Consider the following 19,406-nt stretch of genomic DNA (forward strand, 5'->3'; position numbering starts at 1 on the left):
TCCTCAGGCGCACCGACGAACGTTCATTTGAGCAAGTACGAAGCGTGGGCCGGATCATAGCGCCACACCGGCTCTGACAGATGCTCGGCAAAGAAGTCGGACAGCGCGCGGATTTTCGCTGGCCGACTGCGTGCAGATGGCGTCACGAAATACAGGCCGCCGCGAGTCATGTGCCACTCCGGCAGCAACACTTCCAGCCGCCCATCGGCCAGGTATTCGCTGGCGATGAATTCCGGTAGTTCGGCGATCGCCAGCCCTTCGAGCAACACCGGCAGCAGCGCATCGGAATTGGTCACGCGCAACGGGCCTTTCGGCACGACATCTTCCTCGACGCCGCTCTCGTGGGTGAAGCGCCAGACTTGTGTGCGCGCACGGTAGGCGTAACTCAGGCACGAACGCGTCGCCAGATCACGCGGGTGCGCGGGGCGTCCATGAGTTTCCAGGTAGCCGGGAGACGCCACCAGCAACTGGCTCACGGCGCACAGTCGACGTGCGACCAGCGATGAATCGGGCAGGGCGGCGATACGCAACGCGGCGTCGAAACCCTCGGCGATCAGGTCGACCGAGGCGTCGTGCAAATGCAGGTCGACAAACAGCTCGGGGAATCGGCGCAGCAGTTCGGGCAACAACGGCGCGATCCAGCGCAAACCGAAAGACATGGGCACGGCGAGGCGCACTTGTCCGCGCGGCTGCACCGAGAGGTCCTGGGCTTCACTCTCGACTTCCTCGGCCTGCCGGTAAATGTCCCCGGCTTTGGCCGCCATGCTCGAACCGAACTCAGTCAGTGCCAATTGCCGCGAGGTGCGGTTGAACAGGCGACCGCCGAGGCGCTCTTCGAGCCGCGCTATCGCGCGCGACACCGTCGGTACCGAAACACCCATGACCCGTGCGGCAGAAGCGAACGAACCTTCCTCCGCGACTTTGGCGAACATCGCCAGACCTTCAAAATCAGGCAGTTTGCTCATTTCAATTCTGCAACGATGTGTTTCAGACAATTCTATTTTGAAAGGTCTGCAGCGTCGATAAGCTTTCCCCAATGCGCAACCCAACGCTGACTGGCTGTACTCACGTTCTGGAGAAGACTTATGACTGGCAAACTTCAAGGCAAAATCGCACTGGTTACCGGCGGCACCACTGGCATTGGCCTGGCCACGGCCAAGCGCTTCGCCGAAGAAGGCGCTTACGTTTACATTACCGGCCGTCGTCAGGCCGAGCTCGATGCCGCCGTTGCCCTGGTCGGCAACGCCAAGGGCGTTCAGGTTGACTCGACGAACCTCGAACAGCTCGATGCGCTGTACCAGCAAATCGGTGCCGAGAAAGGCTACCTCGATGTGCTTGTCGCCAACGCCGGCGGTGGCTCGATGCTTCCATTGGGTGAGATCACTGAGGCGCACTACGACGATACCTTTGATCGCAACGTCAAAGGCGTGCTGTTCACCGTGCAGAAAGCCCTGCCGCTGCTGGCCAAAGGCGCTTCGGTGATTCTCACAGGTTCCACAGCGGGCAGTTCCGGCACGCCGGCGTTCAGTGTGTATTCCGCGTCGAAGGCGGCTGTCAGGGCATTTGTGCGCAGCTGGATTCTCGACTTGAAGGGTCGTAACGTGCGCATCAACACACTCAGTCCCGGCGCAACCAAAACCCCGGGGCTGGTGGGGCTGGCCGGTCCGGACGCTGAACAGCAACAGGGTTTGCTCGATTACATGGCGTCGCAGATACCGATGGGGCGTGTCGGCGAGCCGGGAGAAATCGCCGCTGCCGCTGTGTTCCTCGCCTCGGACGACTCGAGCTTTGTGAACGGTATCGAGCTGTTTGTCGACGGTGGTCAGGCGCAAATCTGACTCTGAGAGGGGACGATGTGGCCATCGTCCCAACCTCGCTACTTGGATCCAATCATTGACTGAGTATATCGCTCGCCGACAAGCGGTAGGCTGAGCCTATTGCTAAAAGTGATGGCGCAATGACATATTGCAGCACCTTTCCTCACTTCAAGATGTACCGAAAATGCGCCCCCTCAAGTCACTTGTTGCAGCGTCGTTGCTGCTCAGCGGGTGCAATGGAATGCCAGTCGCTTATGTTCAGGATCCTGTTTTAGACCAAGCCTTTGTCGTTCACTCCGGCGCGCCTTTGCCTTACCTGCTGATGGGTTCGGCTGTGCAATGGAACGACGACTTCGCCGTGACGGTGAAGCACATTCCTTACTTGTCGGGCACGGTTTTCCAAGGGCAGGCAGACGTGCAGTTCTTCCGCCACAAGGCCAATAGCGTGCCGGCGTGGCGCGGCTACAAGCCGGGCGAAGAGCTGACTTCGGTGGGCTTCAATTCGCTGTACATGTCGGTCAAGGGCACCGGCCAGGCGTTGCCGGCCATGGTTCGCCTCGACGTCAAAGAGGGCAATGTGCTTTACGGCACCCACAATGGCGCACTGGCCAAAGGCATGTCTGGCGGGCCGGTGTTTTCCGCCGATGGCAAAGTGGTTGGCATCAACGTGGCGTTCCTCACCCGTGACGACGTCAGCCGGCTCAAGCGCAAGGACTTGCTCGATCAACCGCGCGTGAGCATCTTTTTGCCGTACGCGGAGATCAATCGCGAGTGGTCGCGCTATCAGGCCAGCGTCACCCCCACAGCGCCACCAGCGACCAAACTGGCCAGCCGCTGATCAGCGTTCGCGCAACGCTTCGCGGGCGCGGTTGAGTGGTTTGATCAGATAGTCCAGCACGGTTTTCTCGCCGGTACGAATGTCCACCGTGGCGATCATCCCGGGGACGATGGCGAAGCGTTTGCCGGCCTTGTTGCGCAGTTCATCCGACGCAGTGCGGATGAACACGCGATAGTAGAAGATTTCCGGCTTGGCTTCGTCCTGGATGGTGTCCGGCGAGATCGTCACCACTTCGCCGTCGAGGCTGCCGTAGATCGAATAGTCATAGGCGGTGATTTTCACTTTCGCCGCCTGGCCCGGGTGAATGAAGGCGATGTCGCGCGGCGAGATACGCGTCTCGATCAGCAGTTGTTCGTCGAGCGGCACGATCTGCATGACCTGGCCGTTGGGCGCAATGACGCCGCCAATAGTGCTGACGTCGATGTCCTTGACGATGCCGCGCACCGGCGAGCGCAGGGTCAGGCGCGACAGTGAATCGGTACGACCACGAATCACCGCTTCGAGCATTTGCGCTTCGGCATTGGCCTTGGCCAGGTCCTCGCGGGCGCGGACCATGTAATCGGAGCGGGCTTCGGTGGCTTTCAATTCCAGCTCCGAGCGCTGACGGGTCAGGCGCAGCACTTCGACCCGACTCGAGGCGCCGATCTTCGCCAGATTTTCAGTAATCGCCAGTTCGCTGCGCACCAGTTTCAGCGAGCTCTGAATGCCGTCGAGGGTTTCCGCCAGACCTTTGCGCCGGGTCTGGTAGAGCTCGGTTTCGGCGCGGATCAGATCAGGAAACTCTTGCAGCGAGGCGTCAAACGTCAGCGGCTTTTCGCTGACCTCGGCCTGCAAGCGGTTGACGCTGGCCAGCGCCGCGCGGTACTTGGCCGCGCTTTCGCCGACGTTGGACTGGTTCTTCACCGGGTCCAGTTGCGCGAGGATCTGCCCGCGCTCGACCAATGCGCCTTCGCTGACATTGAGCTGCTCGAGAATGCCGCCCTCCATCGACTGAATGACTTGCTCGCGCGAGCTCGGCACCACTTTGCCGGTGCCGGTCGAGACTTCGACGATCTCGAACCAAGCCGCCCAGGCAATGAAGCAGGCGAGCATCAGTGCGCAACCCCAGATCACCTTTGCGCCACCGGCAAGTGCGCGCTCATCGCGGCCATCGAGGTAGGACATCGGGTCCGGCACATCGGTCATCATCGGCTTCATACCGCCACTCCTTTGCCCGGTGTGCGCAGCCGCGCGAGTGCCGCGTCGCGATGGTCGTCAATGACGATGCGGCCGTTGTCGAGGACGATGATCCGCTCGACCAGTTGCAACACACTGACCCGGTGCGTGGCAACCACCAGCGTTCGGCCCTGGGTCCAGGTCGCGAGTTTTTCCAGCAGCAGCCGCTCGGTGACGTCATCCAGCGCGGCCGTCGGTTCGTCGAGCAACAGCACTTGTGGCTGACGGATCAACAAGCGTGACAGCAACAGACTTTGACGCTGACCGCCCGACAGGCCCAAGCCACCTTCAAGTACCAGATGATCCATGCCTTTGGGCAACTGACGAACGAAATCCAGGGCACCGGTAACGGTCAGCGCGGCGATGATTTCCTGATCGCTGGCCTGACCGGCACCGAGGGTGATGTTGTCGCGCAAGGTGCCGTGAAACAGTCGCGCCTGTTGCGACAGCAGGCCGACATCGCGGCGCAGATCGGCCGGATCCAGATGCGCAAGGGCAATGCCGTCCAGGGTGGTCTCACCGCTGCTCAGATCCATCGCGCCGCCCAGTGCTTGCAGCAACGTCGACTTGCCAGCACCGTTGCGGCCGAGCAGGGCGATGCGCTCGCCGGGGCGAATGCTCAGGTCGATGTTGTTGAGCGCCGGGGTCGCTTCCTCGCTGTAGCGAAAACTGGCCTGACGCAGGCGGTAGTCGCCGCGAATCGCCGGCAAGTGCACGCGCTGGCTGCCTTCGGGATGATCCACCGGCATCTGCATGATCCGGTTCAAGCCTTCGAGCGCGACCTTGGCCTGCTGCCATCGCGTGAGTACGTGGGTCAGTTGCGCCATCGGCCCCATCATCCGCGACGACAGAATCGACGCGGCGACCAGACTGCCGGTGGTCAGGTCGCCGGCAATCACCATCGGCGCGCCGAACACAATGACCACCGCGAACACTCCGCCTTGTACGTTCTGCGTCCACGCCACCAGGCTGTTGGTCAAGGTGCGCAGGCGCAGGCTGCTGTCCGCCGAGGCGGCGTTGTACTGATTCCACTGTTGCTGGAAACGCTGCTCGGCCTGCAGCGCCTTGATGTCGTCGAGGCCCTGAATACTTTCCACCAGCATGGCGTTGCGCAGCGCCGCTTCACGCATCGACGCATTGGCGAGTCGCGCCAGACGCGGTTGCGCAATGATCCCGGGGAGCAACATGAACACCAGCGCCACCAGTGGAATCAACACAAGTGGCCCGCCGATCAAATAGAACACCAGCAGGAACAGCAGAAAAAACGGCATGTCCGCCAGCGCCGTGGCAGTGCTGGAGGTGATCAGGTCGCGGATCTGCTCCAGCTCGCGCAACTGCGAAATGAACGAGCCGGTGGATTTCGGCCGCGCGGAATTGCGCAGGCGCAGGGCGTGGCCAAAGACCAGGTCGGAGACGCGCAAGTCGGCGCGTTTGCCCAGCACATCGGTGATGCGCAGACGCAGAATGCGCATGACGAAATCGAACAGCAGCGCCAGCGTCACCCCGCCGAACAACACGTACAGGGTCGGCAGCGACTCGGCCGGAATCACCCGGTCGTACACCTGCATGGAAAACAGTACCCCGGCCATGCCCAGCAGGTTGGCGACCAGTGAGGCGATCATCACTTGGCTGTAGGGCCGCAGATCGGTGAGGACGATGCGCCGGAACCAGTGCTCGTCGTACGGCTTGATGTAATCGTTGGTGCGCACGTCCGCCACCGGTTGGGTCGGGCGCAGAATCACCGTGCGCAGGGCCTGCTCGGCGAGCGCGGTGGCGTCCATGCGACTCTGCAAACCCTGGTCGCCACTGAAGCAGATGCCCAGCTCGCCGGTCTCGCCGATGCTTTCGAGCACGCCGACCTGACCATCGCGCAGTTGCACCACCAGCGGCGTGCGCCAGCGGCTCAGGCTCTTGTTGTCGAAAACCGCGAACTTCACGCTTAAACCGGCCTGCCGCGCCATGTGCCGAACCACTTCTTCGACGCGGCCTTCGCTGTGCACCGAGGCCAGACGCACGCTTTCCGGCGAGACGTCGAGTCGGTAGTGGCGGGCGACCTTGAGCACCGCTTCCAGCCACGGTGAATAATCCTCGCGAGCCTCGGCAGCGGCGGGTTCGGGAACAGTGATGCTGACATCGGTCATGGCAGGATCTCGACATTCTGGATGGCGCTGTGGTCGATGCCGAAGACCCGGCGAATCGCACCGCTGTTGTAGAAGCAGTCGATCTGCAGACGTTGCAGATCAGCCTGGGTGTTGACCAGATCGAAGCGCGACTGATGGATTTCCTGCTCGGCGTTGAGCAGGTCGAGCAGCGGCCGCGTGCCCAGTTCCAGGTACTGGCGGCCATACAACATGCGCGCTTCGGTGATGCTGGTCTGGCGAAATTCCAGCGAGCGCAGCCGCCGGTTCAGACCCGAGGTTTGCGCCTGGGCTTCGGCCAGACCCTGGCGCGCTTGCAGACGGGCGAAGTCTTCGGCCGAATCCGCTGCGGTCAGCGCATGCCCGGCGGCGCGGCTGCGCGCACTGATCGCACCGCCCTGGTAGATCGGCACTTCGAGATTGAGAAAGATCCCGACCTGAGTGCGATCGGCGCGCGAGTTCTGATCGTCGTAATGGTCGTCCAGATATTGGTTGACCGACGGTTGCAGCGACAGGGTCGGGTAGGCCTCGGCTTTGGCCTGGGCCAGCTCGGCCTGGGCCTGGGTGCGTTGCGCAGCCGCCTGGAGAACGGCGGGCAGGGTGTCGGAAATCTGCGAGGCGTCACAGGCCTGAGTCAATGTCGGCGCGGCGGCGTCGCTGACTGCTGGCGGCGTGCGTCGTCCGAGCAGACTGGTCAGGGTCGCTTGCCAGCGTGCGTATTGCGCCTTGAATTCCTGCAACGTCGCCGTCGCGCCTTCTGCGCGGGATTGCGCCTGGACCATATCGGAGCGGGTGCTGGCGCCCATGTCGCTGCGTTGCTTGGCCAGGTCGACGATGCCGCCGATGCCCTGAATCTGCTCGCGCGCAACCTCGAGCAGACGCTGATAACGCTGCACTTCGATGTAGGCCCTGGCGGTGTCGCGGGCGATGTCGTCGATCGCCAGCAGGATCCCGGCCTGACTGCGCGCCACCCGGGCGCGGGCGGCGTCGACTGAACTGGAAACCTTGCCGAAGTCGTACAGCATCTGCTTGAGGGAAATGTTCACCGACTGGCTGCCGGCATCGCTGCCGTAACCGCTGGTGTAACCACCCTTGATGCCGCCGGTAACCTGCGGGTAATAGCCGGACTCGGCGACGTTGACCCCTTCGCCTTGCTGGAACAGGGTGCCGATGGCCTCGCCGATGCGTGGGTGCCAGTCCACGGCCAGCCTGACCGCTTGTTCCAGCCCCAAAGTATCCGCGTTGGCGGCCGTTTTTGAAGCAGGGGCAGGGCGCTGACGATTGTCATTGCCTGCCGGTTGTTGCAGTTGCGACGGGCTGATGCTGCGCAAGCTGCTGTCGAGGTTGTCGTCGGCGCGAACGCCGACGGTGAAAGCGGGGTAGAGGCCGATGGTCAACAGGACCACCGGCCATTTCTGGCGAAAAACTGACTCCACAGACTTCCCTTACTGTTGAGAGACCAACGTTCGATGTCTTGTTTCAAACCACTTGAATGCCGTTCTGCACCCACAAGTGGTGGCTCGGATCCTCCTGTGCCGTGTATTGAACATAGTCGATGCCGTCGGCCTGTTGCGTGCCATCGGCGACCCAGCCATCGGTCATGTGCACGCTGTCCTTTTCGTCACCCTTGATCAGCAAAGTGTTGTTGTCCGAAGAGGTAATCGCCAGCAGATCGCCGAGATTCAATGTCAGCGCAACCGCACTGGAATGGTTGAGGTCGAGGATTTCGACGTTGTGGATCTTGCTCTGCAGATCGCCGAGGTTGATCGACACGTCGCCACCGGCCCAGAGCAGGGTGTCGGTGCCGCTGCCGCCATCCACCGAGGTGAACTGCTGGTCGGCGATGATCAACGTGTCGTCGCCACCGCCACCTTGCAGGGTAACGGCGCCGCCGTGGGAGCCGTCGAGTGTGTCGTTGCCCTCGGTGCCTTGGATCAGCTCAATGCCAGTGGCTTGGGCCAGACCGAGGTCATCGCTGGCCAGCGCCGAGAACGCGGTACTGGCGAAAGCGCCGGCGTTGTTCAGGTCGATGGTCAGTGTGGCGGTATCAACCGTGCCGTTCGGGTGGGTGAGCTGATAGGTAAAAGTGTCTTCCTGGCCGATCACCGCATCGGTCAGCCCGGCCTTGAGCGTGTAGGTGTAGTTGCCGTTGGCTTGGACCACCAGGGTGCCGTAGTTACCGACCAGCGAGACGCCGTTGTACCCCGGCGCGACGTAACTGCCAGCGACCAGCACGCTGAGCAAGGTATAGACCGAGCCCAGTACATCGGCACCGCCGCCCGCGGTGTCGGTGAGCAGGTTGCCCGATACCGGTGTGTAGCTGCCGACCACGAACTGATTGTTGTAGGTCGCGACGTTGATCAGGCTGGTGTTGACGCTGGTCAGCAGGCCGAGGCCGCCCACTGCCACCCGCACCTGATAACTGCCGGCGGTCTGGTCGTCGAACTTGATCCCGTAGTTGCCGCCGCCGAGATTGACCAGCGCGTTGCCGCCGTAACTCTTGACCAGCACGTACTGGTTGGTGGCGGTGTTGAGCTTGTACAGGCCCACCGTCATCGAACCGAGCAGCGCCAACAGGTTGCTCGAATTGACCACCACGGTCAGGTCACTGACGGTATCGGCTGCGACCACCGTGTTGTAGTTACCGCTGCCGCCGCCCAGCAGCACATTGAACGTGCCAAGGGCAGAGTTGGTGGTGACTTCGCGGTTGATCAGGGTGACGTCGGTTGAGGCGATGTCCGCTGTGGCATCAACCACCAGTGCCGGGCTGCCGAGATTGGCGTCATTCCACACTTCGCTGGCTTGCGGGCTGTCGATGCGCACATACAGATTGGCGGTGTCGCTCAAACCGTTCGGGTGCACCAGTTGATAGTTGAACACGTCGACTTTGCCGACGCTGCCGACACTGCCGTTCGGTTTGTAGCTGTAGTTGCCGTTGGCGTCGATGGTCAGCGTGCCGTACAACCCTTGCACCGTGGTGCCGGCCCCAGCGCTGACCCAGGCGCCGTTCTTGAAGATCTGCAACTGCGCGCCGTTGTCCGGGCCGGTCTGATCGGCCGTGCCATCAACGCCAACGTTGGTGATGACGTTGCCGGTCACCGCTGGCCCGGCAATGCCGTTGAACTGGGTCAGGCTGCTGACATCCAGTTGCAGCTGGGTATTGACCGTGGTCAGCACGCCGATGCCGGTGCTTGAAACCGTCAGTCGATAATCGCCTGACAGCAGGTTACCGATGTCGACCCGCACGCCTTGGCCGGCGAGCGCGATCAGGTCGAGCAGGCCGCCGCTGCCGTTGACATCCAGAGTCACCCAGTTGCCGCTGGCATCCTTGACTTGCAGGGTGTAGACCACGCCATCGATCAGCGAAATCAGGCTGCTGGTGGTCAGCGTCAGGGTCGGATCAAGACGCGTGCCGCCGGCGACGGTGAAAGTGAAGGTTTTCGAGAATCCGGCCAGCAGCGTGGTGAACGAGTCGTTGAAGGTCTGCGAGGCGGTGACCGGGGCCAGCGTGACGGTGCCGACGGCGAGGTTATCGCTGGCGATCACTGGCGCGTTGACGTCGACGTCCGGCGCAATGACGTTGGCGGCCACCGAAACGTTGCCGCGTGCGTCGCTGAGGTTGACGGTGAGGTTTTCACCGTTGATCTGCGCACTGCTCAGGGTGACGGTAAACACGCCGAGGTTGTTGACCGTAGCGGTGCCCAGGACGGTGCCGCTGGCCGACTTGATGGTCACGGTTGCGCCGGCTTCGCCGGTACCGGTGACGGTCAGGCCGTCGGCGCCGACCAGCAGCGCGGTGGCCGCCGCTGGAGGCGTCAGGTCTGGCGCCGTCGCGTTCGCCGCAGCCGATACGTTGCCGCTCGGATCGGCCTGGGTGACGCTGAGCACCTGGCTGTTGATCTGCGCTGAGGCTAGTGCCACGGAGAAACTGCCGTTAGCGGCGACGGTCGCGGTGCCGAGCACCGCACCACCGACGCCGAGCACGCTGATGGTCGAACCCGGCACGCCGACGCCAGTGAGCACGGTGCCGCTGCCATTGACGCTGACGCCAGTCGGCGCGCCAGGGGCGGTAATGTCCGGCGCCGTCAGGCTGGCATTGGGCGACAGATTGCCGGCCGGGTCGACCAGACGCACGGTCAACAGCTGCCCGTCGAGTTGCGCGGTGTTCAGGTTGAAGCTGAACGTACCGCCACTGCCCACGGTGGTGGTGCCGATCAGCGCGCCGCCGGGGCCGTAGACGTTGACCGTCGCACCGGCTTCGCCCGTACCGCTCAGGGTCAGACCGTTGGCAGCGAGCGTCAGACCGCTGGCCGCGATCGGCGCCTGTACGTCAGGGGCCGTCAGGTTGAAAACCGGCGACAGATTGCCCGTCGGGTCGGCCTGTTGGACGTTGAGCTGTTGGCCATTCAGTTGCGCGCTGGACAGTTGCACAGTGAAGGTGCCGCCAGCATTGACCACAGCGGTGCCGAGGACGGTACCGGCTGCGTTGGTCACGCTGACGGTCGCGCCGGCCTCACCCGTGCCGCTGACCGCCAGGCCGGTGCCGTTCAAGCTGACATTGCTCAGCGGCGCTGGCGCGGTGGTATCGGCGACGCTGAGGTTGGTAACCGGCGAAACGTTGCCCGCCGCATCACTCTGCGTGACGCTCAGCTGCTGGCCGTTGAGTTGCGCGGAGGACAAGGTCACCGAGAACGAGCCATTGCCCGCCACCGTCGCCGTGCCCAGCACCGCGCCACCCGCACCGCGAACAGTGACGGTGGCGCCGGCTTCACCGAGCCCGCCGAGCACCAGACCGGCACCGCTGAGGACCAGCGCTGTCGGAGCGGCCGGGGGAGTGATATCGGGCGCGGCTACGTTAAGCCCCGACGAAGTGTTGAGTGCCGCATCGGTCTGAGTCGCATTGAGCACCTGACCGTTGACCTGCGGCGTATTGAGCTGTGCGCTGAAAGTGCCATTGGCGCCAACCGTCGCATTGCCCAGCACGACGCCGCCAGCGCCGGTGATGGTCACCGACGCGCCGACTTCGCCGCGACCGGTAACCAAAGTGCCGTTGGCGTTGACCGCCAGATCGCTGAGTGGCGCCGGCGCCGAGGTGTCACCTGCGGTGATTTCAGTCGGCAGCGAGGCGCCACCCAACGCAGTGTTGGCGGTGACTTCGAGGCTTTGGCCGTTGGTTTGCGCGGGCGTCAGCACCACGCTGAACGTGCCATCCCCGCCGGTGACGCCGGTGCCGATCAGACTGTTGTCAGGCCCATAAACATTGATGGTGGTGCCGAGCGCCGCCGTGCCGGTCAGCGTCAGACCATCGGCCGTGAGCGCCAGATTGGCTGGAGCATCCGGGGCCGGAACGGCCGGAACGATCAGGCTGGCATCTGCCGAAATGTTAGTCGCTACGTCGATCTGATTCACCGTCAGCACCTGGCCGGCAGTGATGCCCGGCGCCAGATCGATCAGGAACGTACCGTTGGCGGCCACTGTGCCGGTGCCGACGATATTGCCCAGCGCATCGGTCACTTCGACACTCGCGCCCGCTTCGCCACGACCGGCGAGTTGGCTCAGATCGCCGCTGATGGTCAGACCGGTGACGGCATCTGGAGCGGTAGTATCAGCCGCCGGGTAGAGCAGCACTGGCGATGCGTTTTGCGCTTCGTCCGTCGCGATCACTGACAACAACTGACCATTGGCCTGAGCCGGATTCAGCGTAACGGTGTAGGTGCCGTCGCCCAATGTCACCGCCGTGCCGAGCACGGTGCCGGTGGCGGACAGCACAGTCACGGTGCTGCCGGCTTCGGCGGTCCCGGCGAGCAAGGTGCCGGCGCCGGTCAGCGATGTCACCGTTGGTGCGATCGGTGCAGTGCTGTCCGGCGCGTCGACCAGTACGGGCTCGGACTGGTTGTTTTGCGCGTCGGCTTGCACTACCGAGAGCGCGCGGCCATCGAGTTGCGCCGAAGACAAGGTGACGCTGAAGCTGCCATCTGCGGCCACCGTCGCCGTGCCGAGCACCACCGCGCCGTCTCGCACGGTGACGGTCGCTCCGGGCTCGCCAGTACCGGTGACGGTCAAGCCGTCCTGGCTGACATTGAGGTCGGCCACCTCCAGGGGATCGGTGATATCGCCCGCTTGCACGGGCGCTGTCGGCGATGTGTTGGATGCCAGATCGGTCTGATTGACGCTCAACAGCTCGCCGTTCACTTGCGGCGGATTGAGGGTCACGCTGAACGAGCCATTGCCGGCCACGGTTGCCGAGCCCAACACAGTGCCAGTCGCGCTGAGTACACGCACCGTGGCGCCGGCTTCACCGGTACCGGTCAGTGTCAGGCCATCAGGCGTAAGAACGAGGTCGGTGGGCGCAGCGGGCAGGGTGATGTCCGGCGCAGTGACGGGCACGATCGGCGAAGGGTTGCCCGCCGCATCACGCTGGATCACCGACAAGGCTTCACCATTGAGCAGCGGCTGGTTGAGCGTCACGCTGAAACTGCCGTCGGCCTGCACCGTGCCAGTGCTGACGATAGTGCCCAGCGCATTGGTGACGACCACCTGCGAGCCAGCCGCACCGGAGCCGGTAATCAGGCTGCCGCTGGCGTCGATATCGACATCGGTCAGCGCGGCAGGAGGCGTGCTGTCCGGCGCGGTCAGGGTGCCGGCAGGCGAGGCATTGCCGGCCGCATCCGCCAATACCACAAACAGCGCTTGGCCATTGGTCTGCACTGGGGTCACGGTGATCTGGAAACGACCATCGCTGCCCACGGTGCCGGTGCCCAGTTCGGTGCCATCGGCCGACGTCACACGGACAGTGGCGCCGACTTCGCCGGTACCGGTGAGCAGGCCGCCATCGGCATTCAGTTGCAGATCGGCCGGCGTCGCTGGCGGGGTCAGATCCGGGGCGGTGACCGTGACCGGGGCGCTGACGTTGCCGGGTGGATCGGCCTGCTGCACGCTGAGAATCTGTTCGTTGATCTGCGGCGGATTGAGGGTGACGCTGAACGTGCCGTCGCCGAGTACCACGCTGGTGCCGAGCAAAGTGCCGTTGGCATCGCGCACGGTCACGGTCGCGCCGGGTTCGCCAGTACCGATGACCAGCGCGCCGGACGAGTTGATATCGACGTTGTCCAGTGGATCAGGTGGGGTGAAGTCCGGCGTGGTCAGGTTCACTGCCGGCGAGTCGTTGCCCGCTGCGTCGGCCTGGACCACGGTGATCACTTCGGCATTGGTCAACGCCGGGTTCAGTGGCAGCGTGAAGGTACCGGTCGCGCTGACCACGGCGGTGCCAAGCACGTTGCCGTCACTGTCGATGACCCGGACCTGCGCGCCCGGTTCGCCGCGCCCGGTCAGGCTTGCGCCGTCGCCGCCGATGCTCAGTTGCGAAACGGCCGCTGGCGGTGTGCTGTCGACCGAAGTGAACGGCGTGGCTGCCGAGGTGTTGCCCGCTGCATCCGTCAGCGACACAGTCAGCGCCTGGCCGTTGGCTTGCGGTGTGGTCAGGGTGATCGCAAAGGTGCCGTCGATGCTCACGGTGCCGGTCCCGACCAGCGCTCCGGCGGCGTTGTACACGTTGACCGTGGTGCCGGCCTCACCGGTGCCCGACAGCAAGGTGCCGTCAGCGCTCGCCACCAGCGCCGCCGGCGGATTGGGCGCGATTAGATCCGGGGCGATCAGGTTGACGCTGTTGGATTCGTTGCCGGCGGCGTCGGCCTGACTCAGGCTCAAAGTCTGGCCAGAGGTCTGTGCCGGGCTGAGGGTGACGCTGAACGTGCCATTGGCCGCCACCACGGCGCTGCCGAGAACCACTCCGCCGGTGCCGAGCACGGTCACCGTGGCGCCGGCTTCACCGCGCCCGGTCAGGGCCGTGCCGTTCGGTGCCAGGCTCAGTTCGCTGAGCGGCGTTGGCGCGGCGATATCGGCAGCGGTGTAGTCGGTCGGGGATGAATTGATACCGGTGCTCGACGTCGCCACGGCAGACAGCTGTTCGCCGTTGAGTTGCGCGGCATTCAACGTGACGCTGAAAGTGCCGTCGGCCGCCACCAGCGCGCTGCCGAGCAACACGCCCGAGGCATTGCGAATGCTCACGGTGCTGCCGGCGGTGGCCGAGCCGGTGAGGGTCAGCCCATCAGCGCTGAGGGCCAGATTGGTCGGTGCACTCTCCGCCAGATTGCCCGGCGCAGTCACCGGCGCTGCCGGTCCGGTGTTGCCGGCAGCATCGATCTGCACCACGGAAAGATTCGATCCAGCCACCGCTGCCGGGGACAACGTGACGCTGAAATTGCCATTGCTGGCAACGGTCGCAGTACCCAGCAAAACACCGCCGGCATCGCGAACTTCCACGCTGGCGCCGACCTCGCCGATGCCGGTCAGGGTGGCACCATCGGCGCTCACCGCCAGACCGCTCGCCACCAACGGCGCCGTGCTATCGACCGCATTGACGATTGCCGGGGCCGACGGATTGCCTGCCGCATCGGTGGCCGTCACGTTCAGTGCCTGGCCATTGGTTTGCGGGCTGTTGAGGGTAATCTGGAAAGTGCCGTTTGCGGCCGCCGTGGTGGTGCCGAGAAGATTGCCCTGACTGTCGCGCACGGTCACCGTGCTGCCGGCCTCGGCGTTGCCCGACAGTTGCACGCCGGCAGCATTGAGCGTCAATGCGCTCGGAATCGCCGGCGCGGTCAAATCCGCGGCGATGACTTCAACCGCCGTCGAAACGTTGCCCGGCGGATCTTCCTGAGTGACGGTCAGCACTTCGGCATTCAGTTGTGCTGCGTTGAGGGTGACAGTGAACGCGCCGCCGCTGCCGACCTGTGCGGTGCCGAGCAAGGTGCCGTCGGCGCTGCGCACAGACACGGTGGCGCCGGGCTCGCCGTGGCCGGTGACGGTGACACCGTCAGCATTCACCGCAACCTGGGTCAGTGCCGCCGGCGGGCTGATGTCGGGGGCGTTGACACTGGTCGATGGCGAGACGTTGCCGGCAGGGTCGGTCTGGCTGATCGCGAGCGCTTCACCATTGGTTGGCGCTGGCGCCAGGGTCACGCTGAACGAGCCGTCCGCGCCAACTACGGCGCTGCCTAGCACGGTGCCGTTGGCGGTGGTGACATTGACGGTTGCGCCAGCTTCACCCGTGCCGCTGAGGGTGCTGCCATCGGCGCTGATCAGCGGATTCTGCACGGCGGCCGGCGGGGTGCCGTCGACGGTGACCACGCCAGTGGAAATCGAGGCGTTGCCGTTGGCGTCGGTCAGGGTGACCTGCAGGGTTTCGCCGGTGTTCTGCGCATTGGGCAAGGTGACCTGGAAATTGCCGCTCTGATCGACCACGCCGGTGGCCAGAACATTGCCGGCGGCATCGCGGACGGTGACGGTGCTGCCGGCTTCGCCCTGGCCTTTGACCACGGTGCCGACGTCATTGATGCTGACGCCAGTCGCTGCGGCTGGCGGTTGCAGATCGGTGGCGATGATGCCGGCGGGTTGCGACAGGTTGCCGGCGGCATCGCTCTGGATCGCGGTAAGCGCCTGGCCATTAAGTTGTGCCGGCGTCAGCGTCAGGCTGAACGTGCCGTTGCTGGCGACCAGTGCAGTGCCGATCACGGTGCCGCTAGCGTCGGTGACAGTGACCGTCGCCCCGGCCTCTCCGCGCCCAGTGAGTGTCGTGCCGTTGGCATTCAGCGCCAGATTGGTCACCGCGTCTGGCGCCGTGCCATCGATCGCCGTCACCGTGCCCGGAATCGACACGTCACCGTCGGGACTGGTGGCCGTCACTTGGAGAACTTGCGCGTTGATCTGTTTGTTGCTGAGCAACAGGGTGAACCGGCCGAAGCTGTTGATCAGCCCGGAGCCGAGCACAGCGCCGCTGCTGCTGGTCACCGTCACGGTGCAACCGGGCGTACCGGCGCCGGTCAGGGTGAAACCATCGGCACTCAAGGCCAGATCGGTCGGGGTCGCGACCTGGCTACCGTCCAGTCCTGCCAGCAGCACAACGGGCGAATCATTGCCGCCGCCATCCGTGCTGATGACTTCCAGATTGCCGCCAGGCTCGGCCGGTGGACTGAGGGTCACGACGAAGCGGCCGTCCTCACCCGCCGTTGCGGTACCCAGCACGAGACCGCCGCCAGCAATGCTGACGGTGACCGTCGTGCCCGGTTCAGCAAGTCCCGACACTTGCGTGCCGGCGGGGTTGAGCGCGAGATCGCTGACTGGCGCCGGTGGCGTGCTGTCAGGCGCGGTGACATTGCCGGGAAGCGAACTGTTGGTGCCGTCCGAGACCACGACTTGCAAGGCTTCGCCATTGGTTTGTGCAGTATCGAGGTTGACCGTGAAGGCGCCCGTGCCGTCAGCGGTTGCGGTGCCGATGACGTTACCGTCGGCATCCAGCACCTGCACCGTGTTATTGGGCTGAGTGGTGCCGGTGACCGTGGCACCCGCCGGATCGATGAGCAGACCGCTCGGTGCAGGTGGGGCGGTGATGTCCGGTGCGGTGACCGGTGTGGCGGGTGAGGGCAGGGCGCTCGTATCGGTCTGGATCACACTCAACACCTGACCGTCGAGCTGAGCCGGGCTCAGGTTGACGCTGAAATTGCCATCGCTGGCGACCACCGTAGTGCCAAGCACCGTGCCGTCCGCCGCGCTGACAGTTACGGTGCTGCCGGCTTGCCCGGTGCCGGTCAATGTCACGCCATTGTTGGCCAGAACGACGTTGTCTGGTGCCAGAGGCGCGGTGGTGTCCGCTGCCGTCAGCGGCGTGCTGGGCGAAACGTTCACGCCATCCGATTGGCTCACTTGCAGTTGTTGGCCATCGATCTGCGGGCTGTTCAGCGGCACTGTGAAGGTGCCGGTGCCGTCGACGATCGCGGTGCCCAAGGTATTGCCGGCCGAATCCTTGACCGACACCGTGGCACCGGGTTCGCCTGTGCCGCTCAGTTCAGTGCCGCCTGCATTCAGCGACAGATTGGAAGGGGCAGTGGGGGCTTGGATATCCGGCGCTTCAACTGGAACTGCCGGGGAGCCCGTGGGCGAGCCATCGGTCTGCACAACGCTGAGATTCTGGCCATTGGTTTGTGGTGAAGACAGGGTGACTTCGAACCGGCCGTTGCTGCCGACCAAAGCTGTTCCCAGCACGGTCCCGTTGGTGTCAGTGACAGTAACGGTGGCGCCGATCTGACCCGCGCCTGAGACTACGGCGCCATTGGCGGAAATGCTCACATCGGTCACGGCTACCGGTGTGGTCAGATCGGGTGCGGTGACGTTGACCGGCGCCGAAGGATTGCCTTCCGCGTCGGTCTGGATCACTTGCAGTTGTTGCGCATCGGTCTGTGGTGTGGAAAGTGGAACGGTAAAATTGCCATCGGCATCCACCGTGCCCGTGCCGATGATGTTGCCGGCCGGATCGCGCACAGTGACCGACGCACCCAACTCACCCTTACCGGTGAGCGTCTGCCCCTGAGCATCGAGCGCAAGATCGGAGACGGCCGTCGGCCCTTGGGTGTCAGGCGCCACGTAGTTCAGTGGTGCGGAAGTGTTGCCAGCGGCGTCATTGGCGCTGATCTGCAGTGTTTCGCCGTTGTTCTGCGGACTGCTTAGTTGCAGGCTGAACGTGCCGTCCGCGGCCACCACGGCCGTGCCGAGCACATTGCCGTTGGCGTCGCGCACCGTCACGGTCGAACCGACCTGGCCGCGTCCACTCAACTGCGTGCCATCGATGCTCACCGCGATGTCGCTCGGTTGAGTCAGGCCATCCAGATCAATGGCGATAACGGTCGCTGCTGGCGAAGGGTTGCCGGCGGCGTCGGTGACCAGCACGCTCAGCGCCTCACCATCGATTTGCGCGGCGTTGAGTTGCACGGTAAACGAGCCATCGGCTGCCACCTGCGCTGTGCCGAGCAGCGTACCTTGGGCATTGGTGACGCTGACCGTGCTGCCGGGTTCGCCACGGCCGGTCACCGAGAGGCCATCGCTGCTCACCGCCAGATCCGTCGCAGTGCCGGGGCCGGTGATGTCTGGTGCATTGAAGGTGATGGCCGGCGATTGCGCACCGGCGCTGTTGACTGCCACGACACTGAAGGTTTCACCGTTGGCCTGCGCACGAACCAGCGTCAGCAGGAAAGTGCCGTCAGCAGCCACCGCCGCACGCCCGAGCAATTCGCCGTTGGCGGCACGGACTTCAATCGTGGTGCCGGCCCGGGCGGTGCCGGTCAGTTGGCTGCCGTCGCTGCTCAAATCGAGATTGCCTGGCGTCGTCGGTTCGACGATCTCCGGCGCGCTGACCGTTGCGCCGGTCGAGGTGTTGCCTGCGGCATCGGTGGCATTCACTGTCAGCGGCTGACCGCCGGTTTGCGCGGGGCTGAGGGCGACGCTGAAAGTGCCATCCGCCGCCACCACAGCGCTACCGAGCAGAGTGCCATCGGCGGCGCGCACCTGGATGGTCGAGCCGGCTTCACCGGTGCCGCCGAGTTGCGTGCCATCAGGGCTCACGCTGAGATTGCCTGGTGCGGTCGGCGCGGAGGTATCCGGCGCAGTGACCGTACCCGGCGTCGAAACGTTGCCCGCGGGGTCGGTGAGCGTGACGTCGAGCGGCTGGCCATTGTTCTGTGGCGTACCCAGGTCGACCTGGAAACTGCCATCGGCGCCAACGGTTCCGGAACCCAAAAGGTTGCCGGCTGCATCGCGTACCTGAACGACACTGCCAGCTTCGCCAAAACCACTCAGCACCCGGCCATCGGCCGACAAGGTTAATCCGGTCGCGGGCGCAGGAGGCGTCGCGTCTCCACCGCCACCACCTCCGCCGCCGCCGCCACTTCCGCCCGCAGCGGCCGCCGCACCACCCGCGCCCAACAGGCCCAGCCCGGCAATCGCCCAGGCCGGCGTCGCGCCATCCACCACACCGACGCCAGCGATCAGCTCATCCAGCGAATTGATTTCGTCAAAGGTAAAGCCGTTGAACGGCTCGGCGCTGTAGCGCGCCTGCCACAGCGTCGCGTCGTCACCCTGAAAGACAATGTCATTGGGCACGCCGTCAGGGCTGGTGACAAAGAAATTGGAGATTTTGATTTGCTCGCCAGACTTCAGATTGACGATCAAATCCTGACCGCTGCGACTGGTCGACGCCAATTGATCGGGCCGGACCGGCATTTGTACAACTGAAGGCTGACTGAGCTGAACATTGCCCCAGTTCTGGGCAGTGAGCTGAGAATTGGCTTTGTCGGCAATGACGATGTTGTCCATTACTACTCCCTGTAAATGGGTGGGGCGGACGTCCACGGATGGTTTTAAAACCATAGATAGGGAGTGTCAGATGGGGCTGCCTGATTTTTGACGAGCGTATGGATGGGCCATTTGCCCACCTTTATCTCTTTGAAAACCTGCTTTATTCAGGTCGTTACCGTTTGTCGGGACGTTGGATCCAAGCGTTTTTTGGGTGCA

7 protein-coding genes are annotated in these 19,406 nt (G+C 64.1%); 2 read left to right on the plus strand and 5 right to left on the minus strand.

Annotated elements, in window-relative coordinates:
* Nucleotides 1-23 precede the first annotated feature (23 nt).
* Nucleotides 24-965, minus strand: a complete 942-nt coding sequence (locus FEE99_RS15975) for a LysR family transcriptional regulator (protein WP_041480458.1) — start codon at nucleotides 963-965, stop codon at nucleotides 24-26.
* A 120-nt stretch (nucleotides 966-1,085) separates the two neighbouring features.
* Here FEE99_RS15975 and FEE99_RS15980 point away from each other — a divergent pair, with 120 nt between their 5' ends.
* Together FEE99_RS15980 and FEE99_RS15985 are read left to right on the plus strand one after the other, a co-directional pair.
* Nucleotides 1,086-1,838, plus strand: a complete 753-nt coding sequence (locus FEE99_RS15980) for an SDR family NAD(P)-dependent oxidoreductase (protein WP_041480457.1) — start codon at nucleotides 1,086-1,088, stop codon at nucleotides 1,836-1,838.
* 220 nt (nucleotides 1,839-2,058) lie between these two features.
* A complete protein-coding gene (locus FEE99_RS15985; RefSeq protein ID WP_052392214.1) occupies nucleotides 2,059-2,655 on the plus strand; it encodes a trypsin-like peptidase domain-containing protein in 597 nt (198 codons plus the stop codon).
* Here the strand turns inward: FEE99_RS15985 and FEE99_RS15990 are convergent, their stop codons facing one another.
* Genes FEE99_RS15990 through FEE99_RS16005 form a run of 4 tightly spaced genes read right to left on the minus strand, consistent with a single transcriptional unit; the run spans nucleotide 2,656 to nucleotide 19,208 of the window.
* Complete coding sequence (locus FEE99_RS15990) at nucleotides 2,656-3,843, minus strand: HlyD family type I secretion periplasmic adaptor subunit (protein ID WP_371924021.1); 1,188 nt, start codon at nucleotides 3,841-3,843, stop codon at nucleotides 2,656-2,658. It lies immediately after the preceding gene.
* Nucleotides 3,844-3,848: 5 nt separating this feature from the next.
* Nucleotides 3,849-6,011, minus strand: a complete 2,163-nt coding sequence (locus FEE99_RS15995) for a type I secretion system permease/ATPase (protein ID WP_041480456.1) — start codon at nucleotides 6,009-6,011, stop codon at nucleotides 3,849-3,851.
* Entirely contained in the window at nucleotides 6,008-7,444 is a 1,437-nt protein-coding gene (locus FEE99_RS16000) for a TolC family outer membrane protein (protein ID WP_143978997.1), read from the minus strand. Before FEE99_RS16000 ends, FEE99_RS15995 begins: the two co-directional genes overlap by 4 nt.
* A gap of 43 nt (nucleotides 7,445-7,487) precedes the next feature.
* A complete protein-coding gene (locus FEE99_RS16005; protein WP_041480455.1) occupies nucleotides 7,488-19,208 on the minus strand; it encodes a BapA/Bap/LapF family large adhesin in 11,721 nt (3,906 codons plus the stop codon).
* Nucleotides 19,209-19,406: the final 198 nt, after the last annotated feature.

This window comes from Pseudomonas sp. ef1 (assembly GCF_007293365.2).
GTDB lineage: Bacteria > Pseudomonadota > Gammaproteobacteria > Pseudomonadales > Pseudomonadaceae > Aquipseudomonas > Aquipseudomonas siliginis.

What these genes read in the sequence shown, in the direction of transcription:
- FEE99_RS15975 (WP_041480458.1), bottom strand. Translation starts at nt 965, where the DNA reads ATGAGCAAACTGCCTGATTTTGAAGGTCTGGCGATGTTCGCCAAAGTC.
- FEE99_RS15980 (WP_041480457.1), top strand. Translation starts at nt 1,086, where the DNA reads ATGACTGGCAAACTTCAAGGCAAAATCGCACTGGTTACCGGCGGCACC.
- FEE99_RS15985 (WP_052392214.1), top strand. Translation starts at nt 2,059, where the DNA reads ATGCCAGTCGCTTATGTTCAGGATCCTGTTTTAGACCAAGCCTTTGTC.
- FEE99_RS15990 (WP_371924021.1), bottom strand. Translation starts at nt 3,843, where the DNA reads ATGATGACCGATGTGCCGGACCCGATGTCCTACCTCGATGGCCGCGAT.
- FEE99_RS15995 (WP_041480456.1), bottom strand. Translation starts at nt 6,011, where the DNA reads ATGACCGATGTCAGCATCACTGTTCCCGAACCCGCCGCTGCCGAGGCT.
- FEE99_RS16005 (WP_041480455.1), bottom strand. Translation starts at nt 19,208, where the DNA reads ATGGACAACATCGTCATTGCCGACAAAGCCAATTCTCAGCTCACTGCC.